This is a genomic window from Cytobacillus solani (assembly GCF_001420595.1).
Lineage (GTDB): Bacteria > Bacillota > Bacilli > Bacillales > Cytobacillaceae > Cytobacillus > Cytobacillus solani.
In genome coordinates this window covers 2,767,125-2,785,858 of the sequence record NZ_LJIX01000006.1, presented here as the reverse complement: position 1 = coordinate 2,785,858, position 18,734 = coordinate 2,767,125, and the positions used below count along the sequence as shown (strand labels likewise).

At 36.8% G+C, this 18,734-nt stretch carries 20 protein-coding genes; 16 read left to right on the top strand and 4 right to left on the bottom strand.

The window, feature by feature from the left end; genetic code table 11:
• Positions 1–80: 80 nt before the first annotated feature.
• The 3 genes from AN957_RS15755 to AN957_RS15745 form a co-directional block, all read right to left on the bottom strand.
• Complete coding sequence (locus AN957_RS15755) at positions 81–800, bottom strand: toast rack family protein (protein WP_056685036.1); 720 nt, start codon at positions 798–800, stop codon at positions 81–83.
• A 358-nt stretch (positions 801–1,158) separates the two neighbouring features.
• Complete coding sequence (bioB, locus tag AN957_RS15750; RefSeq protein WP_056685033.1) at positions 1,159–2,139, bottom strand: biotin synthase BioB; 981 nt, start codon at positions 2,137–2,139, stop codon at positions 1,159–1,161.
• A complete protein-coding gene (locus AN957_RS15745) occupies positions 2,123–2,752 on the bottom strand; it encodes a biotin transporter BioY (protein ID WP_056685030.1) in 630 nt (209 codons plus the stop codon). Before AN957_RS15745 ends, bioB begins: the two co-directional genes overlap by 17 nt.
• A gap of 450 nt (positions 2,753–3,202) precedes the next feature.
• Between AN957_RS15745 and AN957_RS15740 the strand changes: the two genes are divergently transcribed.
• The 7 genes from AN957_RS15740 to mtnA all read left to right on the top strand — a co-directional run bounded on the left by AN957_RS15740 (position 3,203) and on the right by mtnA (position 12,545).
• The gene (locus AN957_RS15740) at positions 3,203–4,909 is read left to right on the top strand and encodes a HAMP domain-containing methyl-accepting chemotaxis protein (RefSeq protein WP_056685026.1); all 1,707 of its coding nucleotides are present in this window, start codon (positions 3,203–3,205) and stop codon (positions 4,907–4,909) included.
• Between the two features lie 83 nt (positions 4,910–4,992).
• A complete protein-coding gene (locus AN957_RS15735) occupies positions 4,993–6,117 on the top strand; it encodes a sugar ABC transporter substrate-binding protein (protein WP_056685022.1) in 1,125 nt (374 codons plus the stop codon).
• A gap of 372 nt (positions 6,118–6,489) precedes the next feature.
• On the top strand, positions 6,490–7,602 hold the full coding sequence (locus AN957_RS15730; protein WP_056685019.1) for a sugar ABC transporter substrate-binding protein: 1,113 nt from the start codon (positions 6,490–6,492) through the stop codon (positions 7,600–7,602).
• A gap of 104 nt (positions 7,603–7,706) precedes the next feature.
• Positions 7,707–9,215: a sugar ABC transporter ATP-binding protein gene (locus tag AN957_RS15725; RefSeq protein WP_056685016.1), complete on the top strand. Its 1,509-nt coding sequence runs from the start codon at positions 7,707–7,709 to the stop codon at positions 9,213–9,215.
• A gap of 2 nt (positions 9,216–9,217) precedes the next feature.
• On the top strand, positions 9,218–10,219 hold the full coding sequence (locus tag AN957_RS15720; protein ID WP_053476399.1) for an ABC transporter permease: 1,002 nt from the start codon (positions 9,218–9,220) through the stop codon (positions 10,217–10,219).
• Positions 10,220–10,235: 16 nt separating this feature from the next.
• Positions 10,236–11,474 carry an S-methyl-5-thioribose kinase gene (mtnK, locus tag AN957_RS15715; RefSeq protein ID WP_056685014.1) on the top strand — a complete coding sequence of 413 codons (1,239 nt, stop codon included), beginning with the start codon at positions 10,236–10,238 and terminating at the stop codon, positions 11,472–11,474.
• Positions 11,475–12,545 (top strand): S-methyl-5-thioribose-1-phosphate isomerase, encoded by a 1,071-nt coding sequence (gene mtnA / locus AN957_RS15710; protein WP_056685011.1) that lies wholly within the window; start codon positions 11,475–11,477, stop codon positions 12,543–12,545.
• A gap of 55 nt (positions 12,546–12,600) precedes the next feature.
• Here mtnA and AN957_RS15705 read toward each other — a convergent pair whose 3' ends face one another.
• Entirely contained in the window at positions 12,601–13,362 is a 762-nt protein-coding gene (locus AN957_RS15705) for a DeoR/GlpR family DNA-binding transcription regulator (protein ID WP_053476396.1), read from the bottom strand.
• 339 nt (positions 13,363–13,701) lie between these two features.
• On the opposite strand from AN957_RS15705, the gene AN957_RS15700 reads away from it, so the two are divergent.
• Genes AN957_RS15700 through AN957_RS15660 form a run of 9 tightly spaced genes read left to right on the top strand, consistent with a single transcriptional unit; the run spans position 13,702 to position 18,691 of the window.
• Entirely contained in the window at positions 13,702–14,490 is a 789-nt protein-coding gene (locus tag AN957_RS15700) for a class II aldolase/adducin family protein (RefSeq protein ID WP_056685008.1), read from the top strand.
• 17 nt (positions 14,491–14,507) lie between these two features.
• Positions 14,508–16,082, top strand: coding sequence for an aldehyde dehydrogenase family protein (locus tag AN957_RS15695; RefSeq protein WP_056685005.1), 1,575 nt, complete (start codon positions 14,508–14,510; stop codon positions 16,080–16,082).
• A 9-nt stretch (positions 16,083–16,091) separates the two neighbouring features.
• The gene (locus tag AN957_RS15690) at positions 16,092–16,412 is read left to right on the top strand and encodes a BMC domain-containing protein (protein WP_053476393.1); all 321 of its coding nucleotides are present in this window, start codon (positions 16,092–16,094) and stop codon (positions 16,410–16,412) included.
• A 14-nt stretch (positions 16,413–16,426) separates the two neighbouring features.
• The gene (locus AN957_RS15685; protein ID WP_053476392.1) at positions 16,427–16,717 is read left to right on the top strand and encodes a BMC domain-containing protein; all 291 of its coding nucleotides are present in this window, start codon (positions 16,427–16,429) and stop codon (positions 16,715–16,717) included.
• The gene (locus AN957_RS15680; protein ID WP_075209162.1) at positions 16,714–17,085 is read left to right on the top strand and encodes a BMC domain-containing protein; all 372 of its coding nucleotides are present in this window, start codon (positions 16,714–16,716) and stop codon (positions 17,083–17,085) included. The genes AN957_RS15685 and AN957_RS15680 overlap by 4 nt, the downstream gene beginning before the upstream one ends.
• 27 nt (positions 17,086–17,112) lie before the next feature.
• The gene (locus AN957_RS15675; RefSeq protein ID WP_053476391.1) at positions 17,113–17,388 is read left to right on the top strand and encodes a BMC domain-containing protein; all 276 of its coding nucleotides are present in this window, start codon (positions 17,113–17,115) and stop codon (positions 17,386–17,388) included.
• Between the two features lie 47 nt (positions 17,389–17,435).
• Positions 17,436–17,711, top strand: coding sequence for a BMC domain-containing protein (locus tag AN957_RS15670; protein WP_053476390.1), 276 nt, complete (start codon positions 17,436–17,438; stop codon positions 17,709–17,711).
• Between the two features lie 14 nt (positions 17,712–17,725).
• On the top strand, positions 17,726–18,391 hold the full coding sequence (gene pduL / locus AN957_RS15665) for a phosphate propanoyltransferase (RefSeq protein WP_082446605.1): 666 nt from the start codon (positions 17,726–17,728) through the stop codon (positions 18,389–18,391).
• Between the two features lie 15 nt (positions 18,392–18,406).
• Positions 18,407–18,691: a EutN/CcmL family microcompartment protein gene (locus AN957_RS15660; RefSeq protein WP_053476389.1), complete on the top strand. Its 285-nt coding sequence runs from the start codon at positions 18,407–18,409 to the stop codon at positions 18,689–18,691.
• Positions 18,692–18,734: the final 43 nt, after the last annotated feature.

Genomic DNA, 18,734 nt, shown 5'->3' with positions numbered 1-18,734 from the left:
GACTCCTTTCCAAACACTAAACTCTATCTATAATATGGCTTTCTTTTCTTTTTATAAACACACGTTTCTTGATGAACTCGTTATTCTTCAATAATAAAATCTGCTTTTCCAATGCCCAATTCTGCGTTGACATTGATTTTTATCTTGGCATTTTCATAAGCCTCGTTCACATAGACATCATCTCCCATTGAAATAAATCCTCTAAATTCAGAATGACCGATTCCCTTGGAAGATTTAACTTGAACGCCGACATCTTTAGGTAAAATAATGGTTGATTTTCCAACACCCATTGATAATTGAACATCGAAATCCTGCTCCCAATCACCTGACAGATCAATGGTTGTATCTCCTACACCTACATTCACATTCAAATCACTTAATTGTAGTCCCTGCAAATCAAGGTGTGTTTCAGATGCACCTGTATTTACATTTAAATCAATTGGAACTTTGTTTGAAAGTTGAAGATCCCAGTTACTCTTCATATTTGGACCTTTAAGATCAGAAAATTTTTTATTAGTATGTTCGATTACGATCTTTCCTTTTTTGCCTGACTGTTTGTAGGAAACATTAGGTCTCAATATATCAGTAGTATATTCAAGCTCCCCTTCGACCCATTCTTTTGCACCTTCCGAAACATGTAATTTTCCAGCAGCGATGTTCAAGGACACATCTAATTGTTCAGCCTTGTCCTTTTCTATAAGAACGTTGGCGTGATCTTCTTTTGTAATCACATTAGTGCTGCAGCCAGCTAGTACGAATGAACTAACAAGTATTGATCCAGTGAAAAATAAGCTTTTCATTTTAAGTCCTCCTCTAAATACATTCCTTACTTAAATAGTAAATGAAATAGAGGATGGGCTAAAAAGGCTCTGGAATGATTTTCCACTAAGGCTTAAGACTTAGATGCAGGAATCCAGTGCATAAGAAAGTGAACTTCAACTGTATGTTGAAAAAAAAAATTTATATGTTTGTTATGCGATTAACTCGCTCCTCTAATGAACTTTAGTTTTCTGAATGGAATGTTCTATCAGAAATACTAGCCAAAACTAAAAAGCAAATGATAAGCCTATCTGGTTTTATCATTTGCCTTTTATTTATTTGGTATATAAGCGATAACATATTAAATAGGGGAACCCTTACTGTCAGAGTAGTATCACATTATGCTGGACAATAATCTATTTCAAATCCAAGATCTGTCAACATCTGATGGTCGGCAGTTTCTTCTTGCCCAGCTGTTGTAAGATAATCACCAACAAAGATTGAATTGGCAGGGAATAGTCCAAGTGGCTGCAAGCTTCGCAGGTTAACTTCTCGACCGCCTGAAATTCTTATTTCTTTCGTTGGATTGATAAAGCGCATAAAGCAAAGGACCTTTAAACAGTATCTTGGATTTAATTCGTTCGTTCCTTCCAGCGGTGTTCCATCGATTGCATGCAGAAAGTTAACAGGAATGGAGTCAGCATCCAGTACTTTTAAGCTTCTTGCCATTGCTATTACATCATCCTTCGTTTCCTTCATTCCTATGATAACGCCAGAGCAGGGAGATATCCCAGCTTGCTTAATTAATTCAACAGTTTTCACACGGTCTTGGTATGTATGAGAGGTAGTAATGTTCTCGTGATGGTTTGCTGAGGTATTGATATTATGGTTATACCGATCAACTCCAGCTTCTTTTAATTTCGCTGCTTGCTCTGGTTTTAGCAAACCTAAGCAAGCACAAACCTTCATTTGATATTGTGCTTTTATGTCTTTAACTGCCGAAGCCACTTCATCAATTTCTTTGTTAAAAGGGCCTCTGCCACTAGCAACAATGCAATAGGTGCCAACATTTAAGTCATGGGCCTGGGCGGCACCTTTTATAATAGATGCTTTATCCATCATTCGGTATTTGTCAATCGGTGCGTTTGAGACACTTGATTGTGAGCAATAGCCGCAATTTTCGGGGCAAAGACCAGATTTCGTATTGATAATCATATTTAGTTTTACCTTATTCCCGTAATAGTGATTGCGAATCTTATAAGCACTTTGCAGGAGAGATAATAGCTCCTCGTCGGGGCAGTCTAATATATTCAATGCTTCAACATCTGTTAACTCGTATCCTTGAAGTACTCTTTCCGCAAGATCATCCCAATTTTTCATTTTTTACTCCCCCATTCAAATTAGTACTCTGAAGCTTTCTGAGTTGACTCCGCGACAGTACACGTTTTTCCAATCGATACGCCATTAAACCGGCACATACAGCCAGAATGATATCCTTTGGCAGCGGCGGAATCATCCATAGCCAAGCCATTTGATAGGTAAAGCCATCAGGAGCAGAAGCCCATAGCTTATAAGCAAAAAACATCCAATTGGTTCCAAATAAATAATTAACTGTCATCCCAACTAAAGCAGCTATTATGTAGATTGAAACACTTTTATTCCGCTCAATTAATTTTCCAGTTATATAAGCAGTAAAAATAAATGAAATAATAAATCCAAAAGTTGGACTTAGAAAATGGCTAACTCCTCCGCCGAATTTAGCAAAAACCGGTGCTCCAGCTAATCCGATAAAGGAGTAGACAAGCATGGAAATTGCACCTAAACGACTCCCTAGAATGGCTCCAGCTAAAATGGCAAAGAACGTCTGCAGTGTAATAGGCACACCTCCAACGACCATAAACGGCACGATGGAGGTAATATTTGCACCAATACACATTAGTGCTACAAACATCCCCGCAATGGTTAATTCAAAAGTACTTAAATTTTTTTTCATAAACTACCTCCATATGAAGAATATAAAAAAAGAGTAATAGATTTATAGTTACATTGTCAACTTAAAATCATGAATGGTTAACATAAATTGTGCCATTAGAAATCAAATAAGGGTTTCCTAAAGTGTCTTTAAGGAATTTGTCATGTATTTAAGTAGGGGATTGAAGCAGAAAATTACTTATTGATTGATAGTTTTGTTTTGGGGGTTCAATTTATTCTCTTTAGTTGGTTCACAAGGTGGACAGGGCGATATGAGCATAAAAGAAAGAAAGCCATAAAAAAGTATTACTAACTTGCGTATTTACTAAGCAATGGATTTAGAAACCTGAGTAAAAAGAAACATTACAATTCAAAAAGGTATGTGTTTTTAACTAAATTATGTTATATTTGTAGGTATTAAACATTAATTTCAATTGTACTCATGTGGTTTTATGTGGGAGGAGACGTATGTATGCAACATTTAAGTGTGGGTAAAAAAATAATGACTGGTTTTGGGATTGTACTTATTTTACTCGTTGTATTTGCTGTTGTAACAATAAATAGGATGTTTCATATGCAAGATAAAACAACTTCCATTGTTGATGAGTGGATGCCTTCAGTGGAGCTAATCAACTCGATAGGCTTCCAAACTGAGCATGTTATTACACTTTCATTAAGATATATCCAGTCAGATGATGGACAAGAAAAAGAAATGCTCAATAAAGAAAGAACGATTTTCATAGATGAAGCGGAAAAAACGATGGCTTCCTATGAAAAGCTTATAAACTCAAAAGAAACAAGAGAAAACTTCGATAAATTGACATACAAATGGGCATTCTTTCTAAAGGTAAATGAGGAGACACTAAAGCTTAGTGACAAAGGAAAATCAGAATTCGCCTATCTATATTTTAAGAAAAGTGCGAAAGCCTTTGATTCCATGAAACAAAATATGGATCATCTCGTTTCCATTAATAAAATGGGTGCGGAGCAAGCTGGGGAGGATTCTAAAAAGGTATTTGACCAAACGGTTATTACGATTATAACTTGTATCATCATCTCTTTGATATTAGGAATTGGTGCTGCTCTATTTATAACTAGAATGATAGCGAAGCCTTTACGATTAGTTACAAAAAGAATCGATGAAATATCGAAAGGAAACTTATCCATACCATCTATTGAAATAAACAGCAAAGATGAAATTGGGATTTTAGCAAAATCTGTAAATGAAATGAAAAACAGTCTACATAAAATCGTTACAGAGGTTGTCAATGTTTCTGGATTTGTTAATAAGCAAAGTGATGAGCTTACTGTGTCGTCAGAGGAAGTGAAACTAGGCAGTCAACAAATCGCAACAACCATGCATGAATTATCTTATGGAGCCGAGGAACAAGCAAACTCTGCATCTGAATCGGCTAGGGCGGTTGAGGATGTGAATGTTCAGATTAAACAAGCTGATTTCGCGGGGAAAAACTTGAAGGAAGCTTCAAATGAAGTTCTGGAAAAAGCACAAGAAGGAACAAAATTAATGAATCAATCTGTTCACCAAATTGAGACAATCAGTCAAATTGTATCTGAATCAATGGAAAAAGTAGTTAATTTAGATTTGAAAAATGAAAATATTTACCAGTTGGTCCACGTGATACAAGATGTTGCTGCACAAACCAACTTATTGGCGCTGAATGCGGCAATTGAGGCAGCGAGAGCAGGGGAGTATGGGAAAGGCTTTGCGGTTGTAGCTGATGAAGTGAGAAAATTAGCAGAGCAAGTTTCAAACTCAGTTCAAGATATTACTCATATTACACAAGATATCCAAAGTGATTCCAAACAAGTTGTAGAAACACTTCAAAATGGTGTTTTACAGTCAGAGATTGGAAATAAGCAAATAAAAACTACTGGTGAAACGTTCCATGCGATTTCTAATCTAGTTTTACTTATGGTTGAAAAAATTGACCAAGTAGCTGCCAACTTAGACCAGATTCAACAAGGCAGTGAACAATTAAGCGCGTTCAGTGAAGAAATTTCGGCGGTAACTGAGCAATCTGCTGCTGGGGTACAGCAAGTGTCAGCATCAGCAGAACAACAAGTTGCTTCAATGGAAACAATTTCAGCGAGCACTCAATCACTTAAAGTCCTATCTGTTCAATTGGAGAGCTTAGTTAAGCATTTTAAAATCCAATAAGAAATCTAACTTTAAAAATGGATACGTCAAATTCAAATCGACTGTTAGAAACTATTATTGGTTGAAAAGGGAGATAAGAAAAGATGAAGGAAGGCAGAATAAGATTTATAACCATTAGTTTTATTGCATTAATCATGCTTTTAACTGGATGTGCAAGCAAGAGTGATAAAGTAGTCACGAAAGAAGCAAGTAATCAAGATGGTGTGGGATCACTGGAAAATATTCCTGAAAAGTTTAAAAGTGGTGATAAAATTAAAATCAAGGTTATTCGTAAAATTGGCGGAGATGATCATACAAAACAATTTCTTGCAGGGGCCAAAGAAGAGGGCGAGGCAATGGGGTTGCAGGTAGATGTTTTTTCTGCTGATGGGGATAACCAAAAATTTCATAATGAGATCAAGAAAGCTTTGGATGAAGGATACGATGGATTTATCATTTCCCATGGGGATGATCCTGAAACAATAGATAGTGTGAAAAATTTAGTAGAAAAAGGCAAGAGTGTTGTAACGTTCGATTCAAATATGGAATTAGAAAAAATAGATAGTGTTACGTCTACCTCTCAAAACGATGAGGTATTAGCTACATTTGCGATGGAGCAATTAATTGAGGATTATGATGGACAAGCAAATATTGCTTATTTATGGGTAGATGGATTTCCGCCAATGATCAGACGTAATGCTGTCTACATTGAAAAACTGAAAAATAATCCAGGGATTAAAGAAGTAGCAAGATTTGGGGTTGCATCAGCAGATACATCAGGGGAAACGAAAGCAGCTGTTGCTGAAATGCTAAAAAAGCACCCTAAAGGAGAGCTTGATGCTATATTTGCCACATGGGATGCTTTTGCAATAGGCGCAGTTGAGGCTATTAAAGAAGCAGGTAGAGATGAAGTGAAAATTTATGGCATAGATGTATCGAATTCAGATTTAAAATTGATGAAAGAAAATGGGAGTCCTTGGGAATATACAGCTGCGGTAGATCCGAAATTAATTGGCGCATTAAATATGAGACTTGTTGCCAAAAAAATAGCTGGAGAAGAAACGCCCAAAAATTATAATCTTGAAGCTTATTTGATTGGACAAGATGAACTACAAGTTTCTAAAAAAGATGTAACTATGGATAATCTAGGTGAAGTACTGCCTGGCTGGGGTTTGTCAACCGAATTAGAAGAAGACTGGATGAAAGCTTTAAAAATGATGAACGAGTAGGTCCGGATAAAATACCGATATTCTTTCTAGAATATCGGTATTTTTTTATTATAAGGAAAACATGTTGGTTTTAAAGGGATTTTTGTTGTTTTGACTACAATAATGACTAATAAGGGAAGTGTTATATTGAATATTAAATAGAATTATCATTAAACAAATAAGATATAGGGGTAATTTCCGGTTCGTAATATAAGAATTACGTATAAAACCAAAAAAACTATGAATAATTCAAAATAAATATTGTATAAGATTTGCTCACATGATAAAATTTAGTTAATTTAGAAATGAAAGCGCTATACAATTTCTATCCGCCTATTATTCTATCGGAAAATAAGGAGGATGGACATACTATCAAAGAAGGAGAATTATAGAATGAAAAACTTTTTAAAGAGTGCATTAGTCCTATTGTTAGCTGTTTCACTTCTTTTAACGGGCTGTGCTTCGGGTGAAGAAAGCTCTAAGCCTAAAGAAGGAAACAAGAATGTTTCACTTGATAATGTGCCTGATCGCTTCAAAGATGGCAAAGAAGTAAAAATTAAAGTAGTAAGAAAAATTGGTGGAGACGATCATACTGCTCAATTCTTAGCTGGTGCAAAAGAAGAGGGAGAAGCACTTGGATTTAAAGTAGATGTTTTCACTGCTAACGGAGACACTGCAAAATTCCATGATGCGATTGCTCAAGCATTACAAGAGGATTTTGATGGATTTATTATTTCGCATGGCGATGATGCTGCTACAGTAGAAGATGTAAAGAAAATTGTAGAAGCTGGAAAGAGTGTAGTAACATTTGATTCCAATGGAGATATTGCCTCAATAAATGGAGTGACATTAACTTCACAGGATGATGAAGCATTGGCAACATTATCATTAGACCAATTAATTAAGGATACAAATGGGGAAGCGAATATTGTTTATTTATGGGTAGACGGTTTCCCGCCGATGGTAAGACGTAATGCAGTTTATCAAGAAAAACTAAAAAGCAACCCTGGTATTAAAGAAATTGAGAGATTTGGTGTAGCGGCAGCTGATACATCTGTTCAGACACAAAACGCTGTGGCTGCGATGTTAAACAAACATAAAAAAGGTGAAATTGATGCGATTTTTGCTACTTGGGATGCATTTGCGATTGGTGCGGCACGAGCAATTAAAGAGGCAGGAAGAGATGAAATTGCCCTTTATGGTATTGATGTATCGAATGCAGACCTTCAAATAATGCAAGAAGAAAAAAGCCCGTGGAAATATACGGCGGCTGTTGATCCAAAACTAATTGGTTCTGTAAACATGAGAATTCTTGCTAAGAAAATTGCTGGTGAGGAAACGCCTGCGACATTCGATTTAGAGGCATCTATAATTTCACAAGAAGCGCTGCAAAAATCAAGCTCTCCTGTAAATATGGTAAACCTTGCAGAGGTTGTTGAAGGCTGGGGAGTATCAAGTGCATTTGAAGAAGAATGGATGAAGACTTTAAAAGAATACTATAAATAATAAAATTTGAAACCTTATATCAGAGATAAACAGCTGGTATAGGGTTTCAAAACCATTATAGGCCTTAAATTGTTGAGAATACTGATTGAAATAGAAGGAGGCTTATGTGCGTGACAATATTATTAGAAATGAAAAATATATCTATAGAGTTCCCTGGGGTAAAAGCGCTTAATGAAGTCTATTTTTCTACTAAAACGGGAATGACTCATGCATTGATTGGTGCAAATGGGGCTGGTAAATCAACATTAATGAAAGTTCTTTCCGGAGCCTATGGACACTATACGGGTGAAATCTATATTGATGGAAAGAAAATCGACATACGTACACCGAAGGATGCCCAGGATAATGGGATACAAATCGTTTATCAAGAAGTGGATACAGCATTAATTCCATACTTAACGGTTGGAGAAAATATTATGTTAAATGAAACCGTTAATGATATGGGAAAAAGACAGTTTGTCAAATGGAACCAAATTCACAAAAGAGCTACAGAGATACTTACGCGAATGAATGTGAATATCTCTTCGAAAACACTTGTAAGTGAATTAACTTTAGCTCAAAAACAAATGGTCCTTATTGCTAGATCCATCTCTAAGCAATGTAAATTTTTGATTTTGGATGAACCAACTGCGCCTCTCAGTCATTCTGAAACGACTGAACTATTTAGAATCGTTCGTGAGCTGGTAAAAGAAGATGTAGGCATAATCTTTATTTCTCACCGATTACCGGAGTTATTTGATATTTGCGAAGAGATCACCGTTATGAAAAACGGCGAATTTGTCATTAAGGAAACGATTGCTGAAACAAATCAAAACAGAATCGTGGAGTATATGCTTGGTGAAAAGCTTGAGGAACAATTTCCGAAGTACCACGTTGAAATCGGAGAAACTGTCCTTTCTGTTGAAGGGCTTCATGATATAGGATTAGTGAAAAATTTTAGTATGCATGTAAATGAAGGAGAAATCGTTGGAATTGCCGGTTTAGTCGGGGCTGGAAAAACAGAGATATGTAAAGCGTTATTTGGTGCCTCTAAGGTAACTAAAGGTGAAATAAAAATTAAAGGAAAAAATGTAAAAATTAAGGATCCAAGTGATGCGGTAAGGAAAGGCGTTGCTCTCGTGCCGGAAGAGCGGAGAAAAGAAGGGATTCTCGTTCAAGAATCTGTTTCTACAAATCTTACATCAGCTAGTCTAAGTAAATTCTCGAAGTTTCTCAGCTTTGTAAATACAAAGGAAGAAAAGAAAATCTCAATAGAAATGATAAAAGATTTAGGAATAAAGACACCATCGGAAGAAGCCAAAGTGCAAAATCTTTCGGGGGGGAATCAACAAAAAGTGGCTATTGGAAAATGGCTGATTTCGGATGCTGAGGTGTACATTTTTGATGAACCTACAAAGGGCGTAGACGTAGGGGCAAAAAAAGATATTTTCGAATTGATTTCGGGCTTGGCAAAGCGTGGGAAGTCTGTCATTTACGCATCTTGTGAACTTTCAGAAATTCTCGGGATTACAGACCGTGTATATGTTGTATATGACGGGGAAGTGGCAAAAGAGCTTGAAACAAAAACAACAAATGAAGAAGAATTATTATTCTATTCAACAGGAGGTAAATGAGGATGAACACGGCAAATCCTGTTACAAACACTAAGCCTGTAAAAAAAGGGTTTGAACTTTTTGAGTTCTTATATAAATATGGAACGATTATTACAATTTTTGTTTTGATAGCTATCTTTGCGATCGCTAATCCAAGTTTCATTCAAGGAGCAAACATTGTTAATATTTTAAGGTCTATTTCCATTGTTACTATTATAGCTATAGGGATTACGATTTCGCTTTCAGTAGATGGATTTGATTTATCAGTAGGTTCTACTGTTTCTCTTTCAAATGCGGTTGTAGTTTCTATGTTTGTGTGGTTTTCGCAAAATATATTTATTGCCATTCTTGCAGCTATTGGAGCGGCGCTTCTTGTTGGAGCTTTTAACTCTTTTATGATCGTTAAAGTGAAAATTCCAGACATGCTTATGACACTTGCAACAATGTTTATTATTCAAGGGATCGCTCTTACATATACGAAAGGGGCAACTGTGTCACAAAATATGATCATGCCTGATGGAAGTTTCTCAACAGGTGTGATTCCGCCGTTTTTTGCAAAAATTGGTCAAGTGCCATGGATAATTATTATCATGGTTGTAGTAGTTGCACTTGTTCATATCTTTTTAAATTATACAAAACATGGCCGTTATATGTATGTGATTGGTGGAAATAAGGAAGCTGCAAGACTTTCAGGTATTCCTGTTAATAAATACAAAGTGCTTGCTTACTTATTGTCTGCAACCTTCGCGGCAATTGGAGGAATTGTTCTTGCCTCTCGAGTCATGACAGCTGAGATTAACTCCGGTGCTCCTTACTTAATGGATGCTGTAGCTGCGGCATTTATTGGACTATCTGTTTTAGGTGCTGGAAAGCCAAATGCTTTTGGTACCTTTGTTGGTGCAGTTTTAATCGGAATATTATCGAATGGATTAGTCATGATGTCCGTACCGTACTATGCCATGGATATTGTTAAGGGAACAGTCTTAGCACTTGCGCTGGCATTGACTTATTATCGACAAAAATAAGGTGGAGGGATTTATAATGAAGGATTTTACGAAAGAATATTTTACGATGACTGAAGAAGATGCGATTGATTATGCAAAAGCTAACCTTGATCTTTTTGATGAGGATGCAAAGCTTCAATGTGAGGAAATCGGGGACGGGAATTTAAACTATGTTTTTAAAGTAGTTGATTCAAAAACAAACCGGTCAGTGATCATTAAACAGGCTGGTCCAGTTGCTCGTATTTCTGATGAATTTAAATTATCTCCAGATCGGAATAGAATTGAAAGTGAAATCTTACAATTGCAATATAAATTAGCTCCAGGTTCTGTACCAGAAGTATATAAATATGATCCAATTATGAATTGCTGTGCGATGGAAGATTTGTCTGATCATGAGATGATGCGTGCAGCTCTAATTGCGCACAAGAAATTTCCGCTTTTTGCTGAACATATTTCTACCTTTTTAGTCAATACGTTATTATTAACTTCTGATGTCGTAATGGAACATAAGGAAAAGAAAGCCTTAGTAAAGAGTTTTATCAACCCTGAGCTTTGTGAAATTTCTGAGGACCTTGTGTATTCTGAGCCATTTTATGACTGCCCGCGTAATGATGTTTATCCAGGGACAAGAGAATTTGTACAAAATACAATTTGGAACGATGATGCATTGTTACTCGAGACAGCTAAATTAAAATTTGAATTTATGACGAATGCACAATCCTTAATACATGGTGATTTACATACGGGGTCCATATTTATAAAAGAAGACTCTACTAAAGTTTTTGATCCGGAGTTTGCTTTTTATGGACCGGCAGGCTATGATATCGGAAATGTTATCGCAAATCTGATATTTGCTTATGCGAATGCGAACTTTACAATTGAAGATGAATTAAAGCGAAAAGATTATCTTGATTATCTAGGGAATACAATCAAGGATGTAATCGATTTATTTAATGAGAAATTTATCAGAACTTGGGAAAATCATGTAACAGAATCTGTTGCGAAGTATGCTGGATTTAAAGAATATTATCTAGGCAATGTTATTAGAGATACTGCTGCTGTTGCTGGTCATGAACTTATTAGAAGAATAATAGGGTTAGCACATGTTAAAGACATTACGTCTATTTCAAACGCAGAAGCTCGAGTGCGCGCGGAGAAAATATGTTTGACAATCGGAAAAACCTTTATACTTAATAGAGAAAATATGAAAACAGGTGCTGAGTTTATTGATGTCATTCAATCAGCCGAAGAACAGCTTCTAAAGGAGGCAGAATAAATGGGAAATCCAGTAGAAGTAATACAGTCAGTTAAATTAGATGATGAAAACAGTACATTAATTCTTTTAGACCAAACAGTATTGCCGAATGAAACGGTATTTCTAGAATTGAAAGAAATGGAAGATGTTTGGGATGCAATCTATCAATTAAAGGTAAGAGGAGCACCTGCAATTGGGATTGCAGCAGGATACGGTGTCTACCTAGGTACGAAGAAATCAACAGCAGACACATATGAGGAGCTTTATAGTGATTTTTTAAAGGTGAAAGAATACTTAGCTTCTTCAAGGCCTACTGCAGTTAACCTTTTCTGGGCATTAAATCGAATGGATAATAGATTTAAAAAAGAGGTAGGCAAAAGTGTACCTGAAGTAAAAGCTGCTCTAAAGGAAGAAGCTGAATTAATCCGAGCAGAAGATGAAAAAATTTGTGAATCAATTGGACAGTATGCACTTTCATTGTTAGAGCCAGGCTGGGGCATACTCACTCACTGTAACGCGGGAACAATTGCAACAGCCAAATACGGTACTGCTTTGGCTCCGATTTATTTGGGACAAGAAAAAGGCTATGACTTTAAAGTATATGCTGATGAAACTAGACCCTTGCTTCAAGGTGCTCGCCTAACAGCTTGGGAACTGCAGCAAGCAGGAGTAGATGTAACATTAATTTGTGATAATATGGCTTCAATTGTAATGAAGGAAGGGAAAATTCAAGCGGTTCTTGTTGGTTGTGATCGGGTAGCCGAAAATGGAGATACAGCGAATAAAATCGGGACTTCCGGTGTAGCAATTTTAGCTAAGCATTATAATATACCATTCTATGTATGTGCACCACTATCCACTGTGGACTTAGAATGTAAAACAGGGGACGATATACACATTGAATTAAGGCAGTCTGAGGAAATTACAAGTAAATGGTATGAAAAACCAATGGCGCCTAAAGAAGTGAAGACGTATAATCCTTGTTTTGATGTGACAGATCATTCTTTAATTACAGGGATTATTACTGAAAACGGCATTGCGTATGCGCCTTTTAATGAGTCTCTGCCGAAAATGTTCAAAAGCACGAAGTAAAAAGTAAAAGGGCTGAGGTAATTACCTCAGCCCTTTTAGATTATTTTTATTTAGTTTATTCACATTCATGAAGGGTGACATTTTGTTCTTTTAAAAATTGCTTCCATTCTGTAGAAAGTGTTTTGTCTACTACAACATGATTAATTTTGTCAAAGTCACATATTCTTGCAAAGGATGTTTTATCAAATTTCGTGTAATCAGCAATAAGATAAACGTTGTTGGCGTGTTCGGCAGCTAGTTTTCGGATCCCTGCTTGTTGCTCGTTCGAATCTGTTATGCCGTGCTGCATGCTAACAGAACGGCATGAAATGAAGGCTGTATCAAAGAAGTAATGATTTAACGTGTATTCTGAGCTTCTTCCTGTATTAGACAGTGAAGTGGGAGATAAAGTACCTCCGATGACAACAATATTAATATTCGGTTTTTCAACAAGAGAGTTGATCACTTTAAGAGAATTCGTCACAACTGTTAATTTTTTGTCTTCGAGCATACTAGCAATGACCAAAGAAGTTGTGGAGGCGTCCAAGAAAATCGAATCTCCATTTTTAATAGAGGAAATACACTCTGCTGCAATTTTCTTTTTCCCTTCTACATGGATATGTTCTCTTAAATTAACATTGACATCGTTTTGAACGCCTTCAGATATGTATGCTCCGCCATAAGTACGGTTTAATACGCCTTCTTCCTCAAGTTGTTTCAAGTCCCTTCGAATCGTCTCTTCCGTCACATTAAATTGACTTGTAAGATCAGCAACAGTCACGCTCTTTTTTTCTAGAATGATTTCTTTTATCTTTTTCTTTCGTGCGATTGGAAGCATGATTTTCTCCTTAATTTTATTAGTTTGTAAAAAAATTATACCATATTATGTGGTATTTAATAAGTTCACTCCAAGAAAATAATGGATTAATTTCAGCTAAATACCCATAAAAAAAAGTATTTATTACACGTGTGATTTGGTTTCTTGTGTAACTACAATAAAATACAACAAGAAATAACTATAAAACCAAAATAATATTTGACAAAACCACAAATTAGTAAGAAAATTATAAGTAGTAAAAGAACATAAATATGACTGTTTCAAGAGCTCTTAAACGTACCTAAACGGATTAGGTGAATGATGAAATAGACCGTATGTAAGATTAAGGAGTTGTAACGTATGATAGATAAACAAAAATACTATTCAGATTTTGAAGCGAAAAAGCTAATCTGTGAGATTGGTAGAAGAATATATAATAAGAATTTTGTAGCTGCTAATGATGGGAATATATCTGTTAAGGTAGGTCCAAATACAATTTGGACTACTCCTACAGGGGTTAGCAAAGGGTTCATGACGCCAGATATGATGGTGAAGATGGACCTTTCAGGGAAGGTTATTTCTGGAAAGATGAAGCCCTCTTCAGAAGTGAAAATGCACTTAAGAGTATACAATGAAAATCCAGAAGTGAATGCAGTTGTCCATGCCCATCCGCCAGTAGCGACATCGTTTGCAATTGCTGGGATAAACCTTGATAAACCGGTATCACCAGAAGCTGTTGTTCTTCTAGGAACTGTGCCAGTTGCTCCGTATGCAACTCCGGGTACACAAGAAGTCCCTGATTCAATTGCACCATATTGCAAGGATTATAATGCAGTGCTATTAGCCAATCATGGGGCACTTACATGGGGTGCGGATTTAATTCAAGCTTATTACCGCATGGAATCTCTTGAGCACTACGCACTAATGCTTATGTATTCTAATAATATTATCAATAAAGCGAATGAATTAAGTTGTTCGCAAATCTCAGATTTAATCAACATTCGAGAATCAATGGGTATTAAAACTGGCGGGGTCCCACAATGTGAAATCGAAACGCAAAAATCTGAGCCGGTAAACAATAAAGATGCAGTAATAGAGAGTATTGTACGAAAGGTAACTGAAGAAATCCTAAATAATTATATGAAATAGTATAAGGAGGAGGAACAATGGGAGTAAATATGTCGGAGCAGGATATTCAGAAAATTATCCAATCTGTTCTGCAAAATATAGAATCTGTATCCGAACAGAATTCAGGACATCAAGTACTTCATTCCAATGACAATACAAATACACCGAAACCAATACAGATGAAGAGAGTTCTGCCATTATCGCAACAAATAAATCCGGCAGAACTACCACATCAGGTTCATGAATCAGGTGCTAATGGTGTTTTTGATCGTATAGAGGATGCAATCGAAGCAGGTTACATAGCGCAATTGAACTATGTTAAACAGTTCCAACTAAAAGATAGAGAAAAAATAATCACTGCCATTAGGGAAGCTGTTATTGAAAATAAGGAAAAACTAGCTCAAATGGTTTTTGAAGAAACGAAGCTAGGCCGTTACGAAGATAAGATTGCGAAGCATGAACTTGTTGCCCGCAAGACGCCAGGCACAGAAGATATAACTACAGCTGCTTTTTCAGGAGATGAGGGCTTAACAATTATAGAACAGGCTCCATTTGGATTAGTGGGTGCAGTAACACCAGTAACGAATCCAACTGAAACAATCATTAATAATTCGATTAGTTTATTAGCAGCCGGCAATGCAGTTGTTTTAAACGTTCATCCGTCTTCTAAAGTATCCTGTGCGTTTGTTGTGAACCTTATTAATCAAGCAATAAAAGATACTGGTGGTCCAGAGAATCTAGTATCGATGGTTAAAGACCCAACATTAGAAACTCTCAATAGAATCATAGAAAGTCCAAAAGTTAAATTGCTAGTCGGCACTGGCGGACCTGGAATGGTCAAGACTTTATTAAAGTCAGGGAAGAAGGCAATTGGTGCAGGAGCTGGAAATCCGCCAGTCATTGTGGATGAAACTGCTGACCTAAAACAAGCTGCCAAGAGTATTATCGAAGGTGCATCATTTGATAATAACCTTTTATGTATCGCGGAAAAAGAATTATTTGTTATTGACTCCGTAGCAGATGATTTAATTTTCCATATGTTAAATGAAGGCGCATACATGCTTGATCAGCAGCAGCTATCAAAATTAATGAGTTTTGCACTTGAAGAAAATGTTCATCAAGAAGCGGGTGGATGTTCACTTGATAATAAACGTGAATACCATGTTTCGAAAGATTGGGTTGGCAAGGATGCAGTTTCTTTTCTTCGACAATTAGGAATAGCTCACGAAGAAGATATTAAGCTATTAATTTGTGAAGTGGATTTTGATCATCCGTTTGTCCAGCTAGAACAAATGATGCCAGTCTTCCCTATCGTTAGAGTCGGGAATCTTGATGAAGCTATAGAAATGGCACTTCTAGCGGAACATGGAAATAGACACACAGCTATTATGCATTCAAAAAATGTGGATCATTTAACTAAGTTTGCTAGAGCAATCGAAACGACCATATTTGTCAAGAATGCTTCTTCCTTGGCGGGTGTAGGATTCGGAGGAGAGGGACATACAACCATGACAATTGCGGGTCCTACGGGTGAAGGAATAACATCCGCAAAGACATTTACAAGACAAAGAAGATGTGTACTAGCAGAAGGTGGATTCCGAATCATAGGGTAGGTGAGCATATTGTCAAAAGCAGTTGGTTTTTTAGAGGTTCAAGGCTATAGTATCGCACTTGCTTCAATGGATAAAGCCTGTAAAGCAGCAAATGTAACGATTGAAGGAATTGATGTAAATAATCCCAAAAACGGTGACCAAGCTGCCATTCCTGTTGTCGTACAGGTGAAATTTAGCGGGGAAATCTCCGATGTAAAAGTAGCTCTTGAGGTCGCAGAATACGAGGCAAGGAAATATATCGGTGAAGGAGATATTCTTACTCATCTAATCCCTTCTTCAATGGAAGAAATAGCGAAGTTACTTACAATTGGAAAAGTAAAACGCAAGTAAAGAGGTGTAGGGGAATGTATCGATCTTTCGGTCTAATCGAAGTCATTGGCTTTGTAACAGCTACAGCTTGTATAGATGCTATGGTTAAATCGGCTTTTGTTGAACTTCATGATATGAAGCGTACCGGCTCAGGAATGATTACGATCATTATCAAGGGAGATCTTGCCTCTGTTAAGGAAGCTTTAGAACTTGGGGCAGAAATAGCTCATCGACATGGTGAAGTAATAGCAATGAAGGTAATAGCGAGACCTTACCCGGGTCTTGAAAGACTGCTTGATCCCGAAGAAAAGGGTGAGAAAGAATGAAAAATTACGAAGCATTAGGGGTAGTTGAAACACAGTATTTTACCGTCGCAATGGAATTGTTGGATCAGATGTGTAAGTCTTCAGATGTAGAATTGCTTGCAAGTGAAAATTACTTAGGTGGTAGACTTGTTACTTTGATTGTTGGCGGAAGTTTTTCTGATGTGGATGTAGCTGTTCAAGCAGCTAAGCAAGCAGCAGAACATAAAGCAAATAACCCTTTGAAAATGGCGCTTGTCATTTCCAATCCTCATTCAGAAATTATGAAATACATTGTTTCTTCACAACCAAATATGGTAGTGGAGGACACTGAATTAGAATCTGTGAAAACAGAAAATTCAAAAGGTAAAAAAAAGACAGCTAAAAAATAATAAAAATTTGATTTGGAGGATATTATCATGAATGGATCTTTAGGAATTATTGAAACAAGAGGTTTAACAGCAGCGATTGAGGCAGCAGATGCCATGCTTAAGGCAGCAAATGTTGAAATTGTTGGCAGTGAAAAAATTGGTTCAGGGCTAGTTTCTGTTATTATTCAAGGTGATGTTGGTGCGGTAAAAGCTGCAACAGAGGTTGGAGCTGAAGCAGCTGGAAGAGTTGGAGAACTTGTTGCAGTTCATGTTATTCCAAGACCACATGGGGATGTCTCTAAATTGCTACCAAGTTTAAAATAAATTACTAGTAGAAAGAAAACAAAAAACAAACATTAGGAGGATTTAAAATGAGCAAATCTTTAGGAATCATTGAAACAAAAGGATTAACAGCAGCAATTGAAGCAGCGGATGCCATGCTTAAAGCAGCAAATGTTGAGATTGTCGGCAGTGAAAAAATTGGTTCTGGATTAGTGTCTGTAATCGTTCAAGGTGAAGTTGGAGCAGTTAAAGCTGCAACTGAAGTTGGTGCAGAGGCGGCACAAAGAGTAGGTGAACTGGTAGCGGTTCATGTTATTCCAAGACCACATGCAGATGTTGAAAAATTACTTCCGTTTTTAAAGTAAGCTGGTGATGAACTTTGAATAACACGAATCAATCTGAACTGATCGAAAACATTACTAGATTAGTAGTAAGAGAGCTTGAAAGTCATCGACTGATCGAAAGGGAGAGAAGAACTCATGTGCCGGTAAGCATTTCGGCAAGACATCTTCATCTTCAACAAGAGCATGTTGAGTTATTATTTGGCAAAGGACATGAACTAACAAAATATAAAGAAATATCCCAGCCTGGCCAATTTGCATGCAATGAAAAAGTAACTTTAAAAGGCCCAAAAGGAACAATCGAGAATGTTCGTGTGCTTGGCCCTTTAAGAAAACATACCCAAGTAGAAATATCACGTACAGATGCAAGAAAAATAGGCGTAGCCCCGCCTGTAAGAAATTCTGGGAATATTGCAGGCTCTGCAAGTATTACATTGATTGGTCCAAAAGGTTCCATCTCCATTCAAGAGGGATGTATTATTGCTGACCGGCACATTCATATGACTCCAAAAGATGCGGATGAATTTGCAGTAAAGGACAAGCAAAGGGTGTCTGTCCTTATTGAAGGAGCAAAAGGCGGTGTGATGGGGCAGGTAACAATCAGAGTGAACGATCGTTATGCATTGGACATGCATATTGATACGGATGATGCGAATGCTTTTGATTTAAAAGGAAATGAGTGGCTAAAAATAATAGCTGATTAATGGAGGTTCACAAGGATGATTATCGGCGAGGTAATTAGCAGGGTGGTTTCTACAAGAAAATATGATAGCTTGCAAGGATTCAAGCTTTTAGTTATTCAGCCTTGCTTTGGCAGTAAGGATGACTGCTTTGTTGCAGCGGATGAACTTGGAGCAGGAGAAGGAGAACTCGTTTTAGTTGCTAGAGGACAAGCTGCTCAACATGCCTTAATTAAAGAAACGCCTATTGATGCTCTTGTTGTGGGACTCATTGATGAGAAACCGGCTATTACTATGAGTAATATAGATAGTAAAAATGAATAATAAACCAAGGTCCTAGCTGTTAGTGATCCTGACGTATTCGCCT

Excerpts from the sequence above, each read along its gene's own strand:
- AN957_RS15700 (WP_056685008.1), top strand. The coding sequence starts at position 13,702 with ATGATAGATAAACAAAAATACTATTCAGATTTTGAAGCGAAAAAGCTA.
- AN957_RS15675 (WP_053476391.1), top strand. The coding sequence starts at position 17,113 with ATGAATGGATCTTTAGGAATTATTGAAACAAGAGGTTTAACAGCAGCG.
- AN957_RS15735 (WP_056685022.1), top strand. The coding sequence starts at position 4,993 with ATGAAGGAAGGCAGAATAAGATTTATAACCATTAGTTTTATTGCATTA.
- AN957_RS15755 (WP_056685036.1), bottom strand. The coding sequence starts at position 800 with ATGAAAAGCTTATTTTTCACTGGATCAATACTTGTTAGTTCATTCGTA.
- AN957_RS15720 (WP_053476399.1), top strand. The coding sequence starts at position 9,218 with ATGAACACGGCAAATCCTGTTACAAACACTAAGCCTGTAAAAAAAGGG.
- AN957_RS15740 (WP_056685026.1), top strand. The coding sequence starts at position 3,203 with ATGCAACATTTAAGTGTGGGTAAAAAAATAATGACTGGTTTTGGGATT.
- AN957_RS15670 (WP_053476390.1), top strand. The coding sequence starts at position 17,436 with ATGAGCAAATCTTTAGGAATCATTGAAACAAAAGGATTAACAGCAGCA.
- mtnA (WP_056685011.1), top strand. The coding sequence starts at position 11,475 with ATGGGAAATCCAGTAGAAGTAATACAGTCAGTTAAATTAGATGATGAA.
- AN957_RS15680 (WP_075209162.1), top strand. The coding sequence starts at position 16,714 with ATGAAAAATTACGAAGCATTAGGGGTAGTTGAAACACAGTATTTTACC.
- AN957_RS15745 (WP_056685030.1), bottom strand. The coding sequence starts at position 2,752 with ATGAAAAAAAATTTAAGTACTTTTGAATTAACCATTGCGGGGATGTTT.
- AN957_RS15685 (WP_053476392.1), top strand. The coding sequence starts at position 16,427 with ATGTATCGATCTTTCGGTCTAATCGAAGTCATTGGCTTTGTAACAGCT.
- AN957_RS15730 (WP_056685019.1), top strand. The coding sequence starts at position 6,490 with ATGAAAAACTTTTTAAAGAGTGCATTAGTCCTATTGTTAGCTGTTTCA.
- AN957_RS15695 (WP_056685005.1), top strand. The coding sequence starts at position 14,508 with ATGGGAGTAAATATGTCGGAGCAGGATATTCAGAAAATTATCCAATCT.
- bioB (WP_056685033.1), bottom strand. The coding sequence starts at position 2,139 with ATGAAAAATTGGGATGATCTTGCGGAAAGAGTACTTCAAGGATACGAG.
- AN957_RS15725 (WP_056685016.1), top strand. The coding sequence starts at position 7,707 with ATGTGCGTGACAATATTATTAGAAATGAAAAATATATCTATAGAGTTC.
- mtnK (WP_056685014.1), top strand. The coding sequence starts at position 10,236 with ATGAAGGATTTTACGAAAGAATATTTTACGATGACTGAAGAAGATGCG.
- AN957_RS15660 (WP_053476389.1), top strand. The coding sequence starts at position 18,407 with ATGATTATCGGCGAGGTAATTAGCAGGGTGGTTTCTACAAGAAAATAT.
- AN957_RS15705 (WP_053476396.1), bottom strand. The coding sequence starts at position 13,362 with ATGCTTCCAATCGCACGAAAGAAAAAGATAAAAGAAATCATTCTAGAA.